General features: G+C 61.9%; 16 protein-coding genes. 1 reads left to right on the top strand and 15 read right to left on the bottom strand.

What is annotated here, in order from left to right; translation table 11 throughout:
• Nucleotides 1–14: 14 nt before the first annotated feature.
• The 15 genes from ispG to trmJ form a co-directional block, all read right to left on the bottom strand.
• Nucleotides 15–1,127, bottom strand: a complete 1,113-nt coding sequence (gene ispG, locus PVA39_RS06600) for a flavodoxin-dependent (E)-4-hydroxy-3-methylbut-2-enyl-diphosphate synthase (protein WP_013792381.1) — start codon at nucleotides 1,125–1,127, stop codon at nucleotides 15–17.
• Nucleotide 1,128: 1 nt separating this feature from the next.
• Nucleotides 1,129–2,160 (bottom strand): RodZ domain-containing protein, encoded by a 1,032-nt coding sequence (locus PVA39_RS06595; protein WP_274123347.1) that lies wholly within the window; start codon nucleotides 2,158–2,160, stop codon nucleotides 1,129–1,131.
• Nucleotides 2,157–2,921 (bottom strand): type IV pilus biogenesis/stability protein PilW, encoded by a 765-nt coding sequence (gene pilW / locus PVA39_RS06590; protein WP_274123345.1) that lies wholly within the window; start codon nucleotides 2,919–2,921, stop codon nucleotides 2,157–2,159. Before pilW ends, PVA39_RS06595 begins: the two co-directional genes overlap by 4 nt.
• A gap of 10 nt (nucleotides 2,922–2,931) precedes the next feature.
• Complete coding sequence (gene rlmN, locus PVA39_RS06585; RefSeq protein ID WP_013792384.1) at nucleotides 2,932–4,080, bottom strand: 23S rRNA (adenine(2503)-C(2))-methyltransferase RlmN; 1,149 nt, start codon at nucleotides 4,078–4,080, stop codon at nucleotides 2,932–2,934.
• Nucleotides 4,081–4,104: 24 nt separating this feature from the next.
• The gene (gene ndk, locus PVA39_RS06580) at nucleotides 4,105–4,536 is read right to left on the bottom strand and encodes a nucleoside-diphosphate kinase (protein WP_013792385.1); all 432 of its coding nucleotides are present in this window, start codon (nucleotides 4,534–4,536) and stop codon (nucleotides 4,105–4,107) included.
• A gap of 139 nt (nucleotides 4,537–4,675) precedes the next feature.
• Nucleotides 4,676–4,876: a Fe-S cluster assembly protein IscX gene (gene iscX, locus PVA39_RS06575; RefSeq protein ID WP_013792386.1), complete on the bottom strand. Its 201-nt coding sequence runs from the start codon at nucleotides 4,874–4,876 to the stop codon at nucleotides 4,676–4,678.
• A 15-nt stretch (nucleotides 4,877–4,891) separates the two neighbouring features.
• Nucleotides 4,892–5,233, bottom strand: a complete 342-nt coding sequence (fdx, locus tag PVA39_RS06570) for an ISC system 2Fe-2S type ferredoxin (RefSeq protein ID WP_070887881.1) — start codon at nucleotides 5,231–5,233, stop codon at nucleotides 4,892–4,894.
• A 3-nt stretch (nucleotides 5,234–5,236) separates the two neighbouring features.
• Nucleotides 5,237–7,102, bottom strand: coding sequence for a Fe-S protein assembly chaperone HscA (gene hscA, locus PVA39_RS06565; RefSeq protein ID WP_274123344.1), 1,866 nt, complete (start codon nucleotides 7,100–7,102; stop codon nucleotides 5,237–5,239).
• Nucleotides 7,103–7,156: 54 nt separating this feature from the next.
• Nucleotides 7,157–7,684 (bottom strand): co-chaperone HscB, encoded by a 528-nt coding sequence (gene hscB / locus PVA39_RS06560; RefSeq protein ID WP_274123342.1) that lies wholly within the window; start codon nucleotides 7,682–7,684, stop codon nucleotides 7,157–7,159.
• Complete coding sequence (gene iscA / locus PVA39_RS06555; protein WP_274123341.1) at nucleotides 7,684–8,007, bottom strand: iron-sulfur cluster assembly protein IscA; 324 nt, start codon at nucleotides 8,005–8,007, stop codon at nucleotides 7,684–7,686. Before iscA ends, hscB begins: the two co-directional genes overlap by 1 nt.
• 12 nt (nucleotides 8,008–8,019) lie before the next feature.
• The gene (gene iscU / locus PVA39_RS06550; protein WP_070883324.1) at nucleotides 8,020–8,406 is read right to left on the bottom strand and encodes a Fe-S cluster assembly scaffold IscU; all 387 of its coding nucleotides are present in this window, start codon (nucleotides 8,404–8,406) and stop codon (nucleotides 8,020–8,022) included.
• Nucleotides 8,407–8,447: 41 nt separating this feature from the next.
• Nucleotides 8,448–9,662, bottom strand: coding sequence for an IscS subfamily cysteine desulfurase (locus tag PVA39_RS06545; RefSeq protein WP_274123340.1), 1,215 nt, complete (start codon nucleotides 9,660–9,662; stop codon nucleotides 8,448–8,450).
• 44 nt (nucleotides 9,663–9,706) lie between these two features.
• On the bottom strand, nucleotides 9,707–10,204 hold the full coding sequence (iscR, locus tag PVA39_RS06540; RefSeq protein WP_013792392.1) for a Fe-S cluster assembly transcriptional regulator IscR: 498 nt from the start codon (nucleotides 10,202–10,204) through the stop codon (nucleotides 9,707–9,709).
• 149 nt (nucleotides 10,205–10,353) lie between these two features.
• Entirely contained in the window at nucleotides 10,354–11,133 is a 780-nt protein-coding gene (cysE, locus tag PVA39_RS06535; RefSeq protein WP_274123338.1) for a serine O-acetyltransferase, read from the bottom strand.
• Nucleotides 11,126–11,917: a tRNA (cytosine(32)/uridine(32)-2'-O)-methyltransferase TrmJ gene (gene trmJ, locus PVA39_RS06530; protein WP_274123337.1), complete on the bottom strand. Its 792-nt coding sequence runs from the start codon at nucleotides 11,915–11,917 to the stop codon at nucleotides 11,126–11,128. The genes cysE and trmJ overlap by 8 nt, the downstream gene beginning before the upstream one ends.
• A 128-nt stretch (nucleotides 11,918–12,045) precedes the next feature.
• Here trmJ and suhB point away from each other — a divergent pair, with 128 nt between their 5' ends.
• Nucleotides 12,046–12,861 carry a type III secretion system regulator SuhB gene (suhB, locus tag PVA39_RS06525; RefSeq protein ID WP_013792395.1) on the top strand — a complete coding sequence of 272 codons (816 nt, stop codon included), beginning with the start codon at nucleotides 12,046–12,048 and terminating at the stop codon, nucleotides 12,859–12,861.
• Nucleotides 12,862–13,055: the final 194 nt, after the last annotated feature.

The raw sequence follows: 13,055 nt of genomic DNA, 5'->3' as shown, positions 1-13,055 counted from the left end.
TCCTTAAGCACGGATCAGCCGCGCACGATCACAGCCGCATCGGCTGCGGCCTTCTCGGCCGCCTTTTCGCGGATCAGCTTTTCCAGCTCATCCACCAGGTTGGTATTGGTCAGTTTGGAAGCCGGCTTGCCGTCGATGTACACCAGATTGTTCGGCGTACCACCGGTCAGGCCGATATGCGCTTCCTTGGCTTCGCCTGGGCCGTTGACTACGCAGCCGATCACCGCCACATCCAGCGGCACCAGCAGGTCCTCGACCCGGGTTTCCAGCTCGTTCATGGTCTTGACCACATCGAAGTTCTGGCGCGAGCAGCTCGGACAGGCGATGAAGTTGATGCCCCGCGAACGCAGGCGAAGCGACTTGAGGATATCGAAACCGACCTTGATCTCTTCCACCGGATCGGCAGCCAGGGAGATGCGGATGGTGTCGCCGATACCTTCGGCAAGCAGCATGCCCAGGCCCACTGAGGACTTCACCGTACCGGAGCGCAGGCCGCCGGCTTCGGTGATGCCCAAGTGCAGGGGTTGTTCGATCTGCTTGGCCAACAGGCGATAGGCTTCGACGGCCATGAACACGTCGGAGGCCTTCACGCTGACCTTGAAGTCCGGGAAGTTCAAACGGTCGAGGTGCTCGACGTGGCGCAGCGCGGACTCAACCAGCGCTTCGGGCGTCGGCTCGCCGTACTTCTTCTGCAGATCCTTTTCCAGGGAGCCGGCGTTGACGCCGATGCGAATCGGAATGCCCTTGTCGCGGGCAGCTTCGACCACCGCCTTGACGCGATCTTCGCGGCCGATGTTACCCGGATTGATACGCAGACAATCGACGCCCAGTTCGGCCACGCGCAGGGCGATCTGGTAATCGAAGTGAATGTCGGCCACCAACGGCAGGTTAACCTGCTGCTTGATGCGCCCGAAGGCTTCGGCGGCGTCCATGTCCGGCACCGAAACACGCACGATGTCGGCACCGGCCGCTTCGAGGCGACGGATCTGCTCGACGGTGGCGGCGACATCGTTGGTGTCGGTGTTGGTCATGCTCTGTACGGCAATCGGGGCATCGCCACCGACCGGCACCGAGCCCACCCAGATCTTGCGAGACAGACGACGTTTGATCGGCGATTCACCGTGCATATTACTGCCCACCTAACTTGATACGTGCGGTCTCGTTCGAGATATACGGCGTCACGTCGACGGCAGCGCCGTTGTAAGTCACCTGGGCGCCACGGGCAAAGCCCAGACGCAGTTCCATGGGGGCATGGCCACGAACATCGAGGCTGTCGCCACCGCGTTTCAGACCGCTGGCGATGACCTTGCCATTGGCGTCGGTTACCTGGATCCAGCAGTCAGCGGTGAATTTCAGGCTGATCAAACCTTCACCGGCAGCGACCGGCGCTTGCGGCTGAGCAGCGGCTGGCGGCTGAGCCGTGGTTGCAGCAGGTGCCTGAGCAGTCGGCGCGGCAGGTGCAGCAGCGTGGGATTCGGCAGGCGCCTGCTCAGCAGGTGCGGCTTGCTGCTGGGCGGGAGGATTCTGCTGCAGCAACTCGGTGGCGGTAGCCGGCGGTGTTTCGCTCGGCGCCTCTTCCTGGGCCTGCTCGGTCGGCACACCCGGCAGCGGCAGTGCGGTGCCCTGGCTCTGCGCCTCGGCAACGGCCTGATCTTCCGGCTCGTCGAGCTGATGAATCTGCGTGCTGCCGTCGGCGCCTTCGACCTCGACGTGGCCAAGGCCAACGTTCTTCAGGTCGTCGAGCTGCCAGCCTTGTTCCTGCCACCAGTAGAAACAGGCACTCCCCACGCCTAGCAGCAACAGGAAGCTGACCAGACGCAGGATGCTCTGCGAATAACGAGTCGGCTCCTCGATACGGCCCAACGCATGCACGCTGGCGCCGGTTGCGTTACTGCCGGTGAACTGGTCGAAGTCAGCCACCAGCGGCGCCTGCTCCAGCCCCAGTAATTTGGCGTAGGCGCGAATGTAACCACGAGAGAAGGTATTACCCGGCAGTTTCTCGAACTCGCCGGCCTCCAGTTGGCTCAGGCGCGTCGGGGTGAGGTTGAGCTGGGTGGCGACTTCGGCCACCGACCAGCCCCGGCTCTCGCGCGCTGCACGCAGGGCTTCTCCAGGATTGACGCGATGAGCTGCTGCAACTTCGGGTTGGGCCGCTTTCATCTTTGCTCCGACAGATATTGCTGATATTCCGGCGTACCGGGATAAAGACGTTTCAGCTGCAGGCCGAGGCTGGCAGCGCGGTCACGATCGTCGAAGATCGTCGCCAGGCGGGCGCCCAGCAGCAGGCTGCGGGCGTTCTGCTCGGAAATGGCGCTGAAACTTTCGTAATAGCTGCGCGCCGGCACGTACTCGCGATCTTCAAAGGACAAGTTGGCCATTTCCAGCAAGGCACGCGGCTGTCGACTGTTGAGACGCAACGAGCGCTCGAAATAGCCTTTGGCCTCCTGGCGCTGGTTGAGCATCATGGCGGTCATGCCCATGTTCTCGAAAACCCGAGCGCGCTCGGGATAGAGGCTGTCCTCGGCGGCCAGGCTGTAACGCTCCATGGCTTCCTTGTAGCGTTTCTGCTCGAACAGGAAGCCGCCGTAATTGTTCAGCAGGCGCGCGTCCTTGGGCTTCTTGGACAGCGACTTGCGAAAGTGCTCGTCGGCCAGCTTGGGCTCCATTTCACGCTGGAACACCAGGGCCAGCACCGCGTGGGCATCGGAGCCCGACGGGTCGATATCAAGCGCGTTCTTCAGCGGCACCTTGGCCGGCCCCGTCTCGCCCTGCTGCAGATACCCGATGCCCAGCTGCACGAACGAATCGTAGGCCTTCTTGCGCCCTTCAGAGGTTTTCATCGGGTCGACGTCACCGGTCGATACGCACGCAGTGAGCAGACTGACGCCGAACAGGAACAGCAGGGAACGCAGCACGGTCATGGAGATCCTCTCAGTTACGGCTGGCGGTGGGACGCGCCGCCTCGGCGTCGGCATTCAGCTGGCGCACGGCAATGTAGCGCTCGCTACGACGGGTGCGGTCCATGACCTGGCCGACCAGTTGCCCGCAGGCCGCATCGATGTCTTCGCCACGGGTGGTACGCACCGTGACGTTGTGCCCGGCCTTCTGCAGCAGCTCCTGGAAGCGGCGGATGGCATTGTTGCTCGGACGCTCGTAGCCGGAATGCGGAAACGGGTTGAACGGAATCAGGTTGATCTTGCAGGGCACATCGGCCAGCAAAGCGACCATCTGCTCGGCGTGCTCGAGCTTATCGTTCACGTCCTTGAGCAGGGTGTATTCGACCGTCAGCACACGTTTCTCGCCAAGGCGGGAAATGTAGCGTTTGCAGGCGGCCAACAGCATGTCCAGCGGGTATTTCTTGTTGATCGGTACCAGCTGGCTGCGCAGCTCGTCATTGGGCGCGTGCAGCGACAACGCCAGGGACACGTCGATGACCTCGGCGAGTTTGTCGATCATCGGCACCACGCCGGAGGTCGACAAGGTGACCTTGCGCTTGGAGATGCCGTAGCCCAGGTCGTCCATCATGATCTTCATGGCGGAGACGACGTTGTCGAAGTTCAGCAGCGGCTCGCCCATGCCCATCATCACCACGTTGGTGATGGCGCGGTCGATCTTGGCCGGCACGCTACCAAAGGATTTATTGGCGATCCACACCTGGCCGATGATCTCGGCACTGGTCAGGTCGCTGTTGAAACCTTGCTTGCCCGTGGAGCAGAAGCTGCAGTCCAGGGCACAGCCGGCTTGCGAGGAAACGCACAGGGTGCCACGCCCACCTTGGGGGATGTACACGGTTTCCACGCAGCTGCCCGACGCCACACGCACGACCCACTTGCGCGTGCCATCGGAAGAAATGTCTTCGCTGACCACTTCGGGCCCGCGAATGTAGGCAGCGGCCTCGAGCTTCTCGCGCAAGGCCTTGCCGACGTTGGTCATGGCGGCGAAATCGTCGACGCCGAAGTGGTGAATCCACTTCATGACCTGACCGGCACGAAAGCGCTTCTCCCCGAGGCTCTCGAAGAACTGCTCCATTTCCGGCTGGGTCAGGCCCAGCAGGTTGATTTTGCCATTCGTGTCGGTCATGACGTCACCTTCGCACGCTTCGCCTTAGCGAATGCGGGCGTTGATCTCGGTAGCGGAGAAGAAGTAAGCGATTTCGCGAGCAGCGGAAGCTTCGGAGTCGGAACCGTGAACGGCGTTCTCGTCGATGGAGACGGCGAAGTCAGCACGGATGGTGCCGGCAGCCGCTTCTTTCGGGTTGGTAGCGCCCATCAGCTCGCGGTTCTTGGCGATGGCATTCTCGCCTTCCAGAACCTGAACGATGACCGGACCGGAAGTCATGAAAGCAACCAGATCCTTGAAGAAGCCACGCTCGCTGTGCTCGGCGTAGAAGCCAGCAGCCTCGCGCTCGGACAGTTGCAGCTGCTTGGAAGCAACGATGCGCAGGCCGGCTTCTTCGAAGCGAGTGGTGATCTTGCCGATAACGTTTTTAGCAACGGCATCCGGCTTGATGATGGAGAAAGTACGTTGAACAGCCATGTGAAACTCCAGAAACGGTGGATTAAAGCCAAAAATTAAACCCGCGAATTATACGCGGGTTCCAGTCAAAAGCATAAGAGCGATGCCCCAAGGTGGCATCTGCTCGGCATAAAAGAGCCGGATATCGTCCGGCCCTGACTTACTGCGCTTCTTCGATCCAGGCAGCCTGAATGGCTTCGAGGACCTTCTCGCCACCGCGCTGCGGGTCGTCGGAAAACTCCGGCAGCTCGACAACCCAGCGGTGCAGCTGGACGAAATTGACATAACGGGGATCGACGTCCGGTTTGCTGTCGGCGAGCTGGATGGCGATTTCGAGCACATCAACCCATTTCAGGCTCATGTCGTGGCTTCCTGATCAGTGCGGCGCTTCAGCGGCGTGGTTGAGCGAGTACTTGGGAATCTCGACGGTAATGTCCTGCTCACCGACGATCGCCTGGCAGGCCAGGCGCGACTGCGCTTCCAGCCCCCAGGCCTTGTCCAGATAATCCTCTTCGAGTTCGTCGGCTTCGTTCAGCGAGTCGAACCCCTTGCGCACGATGCAATGACAGGTGGTGCAGGCACACACGCCGCCGCAGGCGCTTTCCATCTCGATATGGTGCTCGTGGGCCAGCTCCAGGATCGAGGTACCTGAGGGCGCCTCGACCACCAGCCCTTCGGGGCAGAATTTCTCGTGGGGCAAAAAAGTTACCACGGGCATCGCTTATTCCTCGATCTCATTCAGGCTGCGCCCGGCCAGCGCGGCTTTTACCGTCGAATCCATGCGCCGGGCGGCAAAGGCATCGGTCACCTGCGACAGACGCTTGGTCTGCTGCTCGATGGCCAGGCCATCGGTGCCCGTCAACAAATCTCGCAACTCCTGCATCTGCAGCTCAATGACCATGCGCTCTTCGGCATCCAGCAAGCGTTCGCCATCGGCCTGCAGCGCACCTTCGACCGCTTCGAGCAGACGCTGGGCATCGACCTGCTGCTCACGCAGCACACGGGCGGCCTTGTCGCCACCGGCATGCTGGAAGGAATCCTGCAGCATGCGCGCGATCTCGCCATCGGTCAGACCATAGGACGGCTTGACCTGGATGCTGGCTTCGACGCCCGAGGCGAGTTCGCGAGCACTGACACTGAGCAGACCGTCGGCATCGACCTGGAAGGTCACGCGGATCTTCGCAGCTCCCGCCACCATCGGCGGAATGCCGCGCAGCTCGAAACGCGCCAGAGAGCGGCAGTCGCTAACCAGCTCACGCTCGCCTTGCAGCACATGAATCATCATGGCGCTCTGGCCATCTTTGTAGGTGGTGAATTCCTGGGCGCGCGCCACCGGGATGGTGGTGTTGCGCGGAATCACCTTCTCCATCAGCCCACCCATGGTTTCCAGCCCCAGGGACAACGGGATGACGTCGAGCAGCAGCAACTCTTCACCATCGGCGCGGCGGTTGCCGGCCAGGGCATCGGCCTGGATCGCAGCCCCAATGGCGACCACCTGATCCGGGTCGATATCGGTCAGCGGCTGACGGCCGAACAGCTCGCCAACCGCCTCACGCACGCGCGGCACGCGGGTCGAACCACCGACCATGACCACAGCGCCGACGTCCTCGACCTCGATACCGGCATCACGCACCGCACGGCGACAGGACTTCAGGCTGCGCGCCACCATCGGCTCGATCAGCGCCTGGAAATGGCTGCGGGTCAACACACCGTTCCATTGCCCGTAACTCACCTCAACGCTGTCGGCAGCGGTCAGCGCTTCCTTGGCGGCGCAGGCCGCCTGCAGCAGGCTGCGCTGGACACCGGGCTCGATATCGGCGGAGAGGCCCGCCTGCTCGACGATCCAGCCGGCGATGGCGTGATCGAAATCGTCGCCGCCCAAGGCGCTGTCCCCACCGGTCGCCAGCACTTCAAACACGCCGCCAGTCAGGCGCAGGATGGAAATATCGAAGGTGCCGCCACCCAGGTCGTAGATCGCTACAACGCCTTCGGCCTTCTGGTCGAGACCGTAGGCCACGGCGGCGGCAGTCGGCTCGTTGAGCAGGCGCAGCACGTTCAGGCCGGCCAGACGTGCGGCATCCTTGGTGGCCTGGCGCTGGGAGTCGTCGAAGTAAGCGGGCACGGTGATGACCGCACCAACCAGATCGCCACCCAGGGTCGCTTCGGCACGCTGACGCAGCACCTTGAGGATGTCGGCGGACACTTCGACGGGGCTTTTCAGGCCCTGCACGGTGTCGATGAACGGCATGTGCGACTCGCCGGCGACGAAGCGGTAAGGCAGTTGCTCACCCAGTTGCTTCACATCGGCCAAGCCACGCCCCATCAGGCGCTTGACCGACAGGATACTGTTGTACGGGTCGCTGGAAGCCTGGGCGCGCGCGGCTTCGCCGACTTCGACGCGATCGGCGTGATAGCGCACAGCCGACGGCAGGATCAGGCGACCCTCGGCATCGGCCAGCGGCTCGCCGACGCCGCTGCGCACGGCTGCGACCAAGGAATTGGTGGTACCCAGATCGATCCCTACCGCCAGGCGACGCTGGTGGGGTTGGGGGCTCTGGCCGGGCTCAGCAATCTGCAATAAAGCCATAGGTAGTCGGTGCTTATCTGGGTATCAGGCACGGCCACGGCAGCCGCGCGAGCGTTAATCGTCGAGGCGCTCTTCCAGCTGGCGCACCTCGTGGGAAAGCTTGTCGAGAAACTGCATGCGGCGCATCAGGCGTTCGGCCTCTTCTCTGCGCGCATCGTCCTCCCAAACTTCGGCGAAGCGTTCGTTGAGTTCCTGCTGAGCGACTTTGAGGCGCCCCTTGAAAGCCGCCACGCCAGCCAGATCGGCTTCGTCTTGCAGGTCTTCGAGCTCTTCACGCCACTGCATCTGCTGCAGCAGGAAGTCGGGATCCTGCACGGTGACTTCCAGCGGCAGCTCGGGCCCGCGCATCGCTAGCAGGTAACGCGCACGCTGCGAATCGCTCTTCAATGTGCGGTATGCCTCGTTGAGGCTCGCCGAGCGCTCGAGCGCCACGCGCTGCTCACGCTTGGAGGCATCGGCGAAACGGTCCGGGTGCACGTTGCGCGCCAGCTCGCGGTAGCGAGCGGCGAGCTGATCGAGATCCAGGCGAAAGCTGGGCTGCAGCTCGAACAGGGCGAAGTGACAGGGGCCGGCGTTCTTCATCAGACGTTGAAGCTTTCGCCGCAGCCGCACTCGCCACGCACGTTCGGGTTGTTGAACTTGAAGCCTTCGTTCAACCCTTCCTTGACGAAATCGAGCTCGGTGCCGTCGAGGTAGACCAGGCTCTTGGGATCGATGATCACCTTGACACCATGGCTCTCGAAGATCTGATCTTCGCTGGCGGTTTCGTCGACGAACTCCAGCACGTAGGCCAGGCCGGAGCAGCCGGTAGTGCGGACGCCCAGACGGATACCCTCACCTTTTCCGCGCCCATCAAGGGAGCGCTGGATATGCTGGGCGGCAGCCTGAGTCATGCTGATAGCCATCGACAAACCTCCTTAGAGCAAACCTTTCTTCTGCTTGTAATCGCGTACGGCCGCCTTGATGGCGTCCTCGGCAAGAACCGAACAGTGAATTTTCACGGGTGGCAGCGCCAGTTCTTCGGCGAGCTGGGTGTTGCTGATGGTGACAGCCTCATCCAGCGTCTTGCCTTTCATCCACTCGGTGGCCAGGGAGCTGGAAGCGATGGCCGAGCCGCAACCGTAGGTCTTGAACTTGGCGTCTTCGATAACACCAGCATCGCTGACCTTGATCTGCAAGCGCATCACGTCGCCGCAAGCCGGCGCACCGACCATGCCGGTGCCGACATCTGGATCTTCCGCGTTCATCTTGCCGACGTTACGCGGGTTCTCGTAGTGGTCGATGACCTTTTCGCTGTAAGCCATTTTTCAATCCTCTCTCATCAGGCGCCGCTCATCGGCAGCTTTTAGTGTGCTGCCCATTCCACCTTGGAAATGTCGACACCTTCTTTGAACATATCCCAGAGCGGCGACAATTCGCGCAGCTTGGTAACAGCCTCGCAGACCTTCTGTGCGGCGTAGTCGACTTCTTCTTCGGTGGTGAAGCGGCCGAAGGTGAAGCGAATCGAGCTGTGCGCCAGTTCGTCGTTACGACCCAGCGCACGCAGTACGTAGGAAGGCTCCAGCGACGCCGAGGTACAAGCCGAACCGGACGAAACCGCCAGGTCTTTGAGAGCCATGATCAGCGATTCGCCTTCGACGTAGTTGAAGCTCAGGTTCAGGTTGTGCGGCACGCGGGCAGTCATGCTGCCGTTGACGTACAGCTCTTCCAGATTCTCGACCTGCTTGAAGAAGCGGTCGCGCAGCGCCAACACCTTGGCGTTCTCAGCGGCCATCTCTTCTTTGGCGATGCGGAAGGCTTCACCCATGCCGACGCACTGATGGGTCGCCAGGGTACCGGAGCGCATGCCGCGCTCGTGGCCGCCACCGTGAGTCTGGGCTTCCAGACGGATACGCGGTTTGCGACGCACGTACAGGGCACCGACGCCTTTCGGGCCGTAGGTCTTGTGCGCCGAGAAGGACATCAGGTCGACCTTGAGCTTCTCCAGGTCGATCTCGACCTTGCCGGTCGACTGGGCAGCATCGACGTGGAAGAACACGCCACGGGCACGCAGCAGCTCGCCGATCGCGGCGATATCGTTGACGGTGCCGATCTCGTTGTTGACGTGCATGATCGACACCAGCGTGGTGTCCTCGCGCAGGGCCGCCTCGACCATGGCCGGGGTGATCAGGCCATCTTCACCGGGCTCGATGTAGGTGACTTCGAAACCTTCACGCTCGAGCTGGCGCATGGTGTCCAGCACCGCCTTGTGCTCAATCTTCGAGGTGATCAGGTGCTTGCCCTTGCTAGCGTAGAAGCTGGCGACACCCTTGATGGCGAGGTTGTCGGACTCGGTGGCACCGGAGGTCCAGACGATTTCGCGCGGGTCGGCATTGACCAGCTCGGCCACCTGACGACGGGCGTTCTCGACCGCTTCCTCGGCTTTCCAGCCAAAGACGTGGGAGCGCGAAGCCGGGTTGCCGAAGTTGCCTTCGTTGGTCAGGCATTCGATCATTTTCTGCGCAACGCGCGGGTCGACCGGCGTTGTCGCGGAGTAATCCATGTAGATTGGCAATTTCATTTTCGGTATCTCCTAATCAGGTATCAGGCCGGCGCCTTGCGTGCTCAATCGACGGTGGACGCTTCAATCTTATCCAGATGCTGCGCCCTGCCGTTGCTGGCACAGCGACGTTGATCCTGGCGCTGGGCGACTTCCTGCACTTCGCGGCGCGTGACCAGATCGGCCAGGCTGATGCCGCTGAGAAACTCGTGAATCTGCTGGCTCAGGTCGCACCACAGATGGTGGGTCAGACAGATGTCGCCGGAGTGGCAACCGCCCTGCCCCTGGCAGCGCGTGGCATCGACCGATTCGTTGACTGCGTCGATCACTTCAGCGACCTGGATGCCCTGCATGTTGCGCGACAGTTGATAACCACCACCTGGCCCGCGCACGCTGGAAACCAGACTGCCGCGACGCAGTTTGGCGAACAGCTGCTCGAGGTAGGAAAGGGAAATACCCTGACGCTCGGAGATATCGGCGAGGGATACCGGCCCATCCTGCGCATGCAGCGCCAGATCGAGCATGGCAGTCACGGCGTAGCGGCCTTTGGTAGTCAGTCGCATGAAGGGTTACCAAGGATTCACAATGTGGGGCGATTATCTGCTTTTCCGAGTATTTGAGTCAACTATAAGACCGACCAAATTACTCGGATTTAGATCCGCCGCCCGTCAAAACTGGCGGCGGATCATAGCAAAGCCAGGCCTGCCCCGCATCACGCAGCCGGCTTGTCGCCCTGATCTTTGCAGACGCCTGCGAAATCCTCATCACGCAATTGCGGCATGTCCTTGGCGCAGTAGTCGCTGCCCAGCTTGCCCAGGGCGCCGCAAATACCTTCGAGGCGGCTGTCGACCGCATGCAAATGATCGAGCAATTGACCGATCGCACGGGCCACCGGGTCGGGCATGTCCTGACTGACTCCATAGGCGTCGAAGCCCAGCTTGTCGGCGATGGCCTGGCGCTGCGCCTCGAGCCCGTCATCACCCTTGACGATGATCTTGGCCGGAATACCGACTGCGGTGGCACCCGCCGGCACCGCCTTGGTGACCACAGCATTGGAGCCGATCTTGGCGCCCGCTCCCACGGTGAACGGGCCGAGCACCTTGGCGCCGGCACCGACCACCACACCATCTTCGAGAGTCGGATGGCGCTTGCCCTTGTTCCAGCTGGTACCGCCCAGGGTCACGCCCTGATAGAGCGTGACGTCGTCACCGATCTCGGCGGTTTCGCCAATGACGATGCCCATGCCGTGGTCGATGAAGAAACGCCGGCCGATCACTGCGCCCGGATGAATCTCGATACCAGTCAGCCAGCGGCTGAAGTTGGACACGCCCCGTGCCAGCCACTTCCAGCCGGAAGTCCACAGCGCATGAGCGGCGCGATGCAGCCACACGGCATGCAGCCCGGGATAGCAGGTGACCACCTCGAAGGCGTTGCGCGCCGCCGGATCACGATGGAATACGCCCTGGATATCTTCCCGCATGCGCTCAAACATCAGTCTTTCCCCGTTTGTGGTGCTCACCGCGCGCCGCCTTGAGAGTCTCGGTCAGGATGCCGCGCAAGATATTCATTTCCAGCCGGGTCACCTCAGCGCGCCCGTACAGACGGCGCAGGCGACTCATCAGATGTCGAGGGCTGGCGGGATCGAGAAAGCCGATTTCCACCAGCGATTTTTCCAAATGCCCGTAAAAGGATTCCATCTCGTCTGCCGTCACCGGTAGATCGCCCTCCTCGACAGCTGCTTCCTGGCGAGGCGCGACCGGCACGCTTTCAAGAGCCAGGGCCGCCATGCGCACTTCGTAGGTCAGCACCTGCACGGCAGCCGCAAGATTCAGCGAGCTGAACGCCGGGTCGGAGGGAATATGCACGTGAAAATGACAGCGCTGCAGCTCTTCATTGGTCAGGCCTGCATGCTCACGACCGAACACCAGCGCCACCTCACCGCCTTCAACCGACTTCTGCACCGCAGCCACGCCGCACTCGCGCGGATCGATCAGTGGCCAGGGAATGCGCCGCTCCCGCGCACTGGTGCCGAAGGCCAGACTGCAACCGACCAGAGCATCCTCGAGACAGGACACCACCTGAGCAGAATCGAGGATATCGGTAGCGCCAGAGGCCCGTGCTACGGCTTCCTCACTGGGAAACTGGCGCGGATCGACCAGTACCAGCCGCGACAGCCCCATGTTTTTCATGGCCCTGGCCACCCCGCCGATATTGCCGGGATGACTGGTATTGACCAGTACCACTCGAATGTTCTGCAGCAAGGTAGACGCTCGCATCGGATAAATGAGGTGACAAATCTTACAGAAGCACCCTCCTTTGTGTCATGCAGGACACCGACGGCACTTCATGCCACGGGCTTTTCTGCTAGAATGGCCGGCTTTATTACGACCCCAGGTGAACTTCCATGCAGCCCATGCTGAACATCGCGCTGCGCGCAGCCCGTAGCGCCGGTGAAATGATCTTCCGCTCAATCGAACGCCTGGACGTCATCTCCGTAGATGAAAAGGACGCCAAGGACTACGTGACCGAGATTGACCGCTCGGCCGAGCTGATGATCGTCCAGGCCCTTCGCAAGGCCTACCCGACCCACAGCTTCCTCGGCGAGGAAGGCGGCCTGCTCGAAGGTAGCGGCGAGGGCGCCGACTATCAGTGGATCATCGACCCGCTCGACGGCACCACCAACTTCGTGCGCGGCGTTCCGCATTTCGCCGTCAGCCTGGCCTGCAAATACCGCGGCCGCCTGGAACACGCCGTGATCATCGATCCGGTTCGCCAGGAAGAATTCACCGCCAGCCGCGGCCGCGGCGCTGCTCTGAACGGCCGTCGCTTGCGCGTCAGCAACCGCAAGAGCCTGGACGGCGCCCTGCTCGGCACCGGCTTCCCGTTCCGCAACGACCAGCTCGATAACCTCGAAAACTACCTGGGCATGTTCCGCAGCCTGGTAGGCCAGACCGCCGGCGTACGCCGCGCCGGCGCCGCCAGCCTCGACCTGGCCTACGTTGCCGCCGGGCGTTTCGACGCATTCTGGGAATTCGGCCTGTCCGAGTGGGATATGGCAGCCGGCGCATTGCTGATTCAGGAAGCGGGCGGCCTGGTCAGCGACTTCAGCGGCGGCCACGAATTCCTCGAGAAGGGCCAGATCGTTGCCGGCAACACCAAGTGCTTCAAGGCCGTACTGACCGCGATTCAGCCACACCTGTCGGCATCGCTCAAGCGCTAAGAATCAGCGAAAGTCTGCTGCGCGTCGGCACTGCGGCGTTAAAAGCAGGCTCGGAATGCTCATGTACAAAAGTACACTCCGCTTCCTCGCCTGCTTTTGCCTTGCATTGCTCTAGCTCGCTAGACTTTAAAACCCGACTTACAAAAAACCGGCTTTGAGCCGGTTTTTTTATTGCCTATGAAAAAGGCGCTCCT

The organism is Pseudomonas sp. CNPSo 3701 (assembly GCF_028674975.1).
In the GTDB taxonomy this organism is placed as follows: domain Bacteria; phylum Pseudomonadota; class Gammaproteobacteria; order Pseudomonadales; family Pseudomonadaceae; genus Aquipseudomonas; species Aquipseudomonas straminea.
Note: the sequence above shows the minus strand (reverse complement) of the source record. Positions and strands in the feature narration are given on the sequence as shown.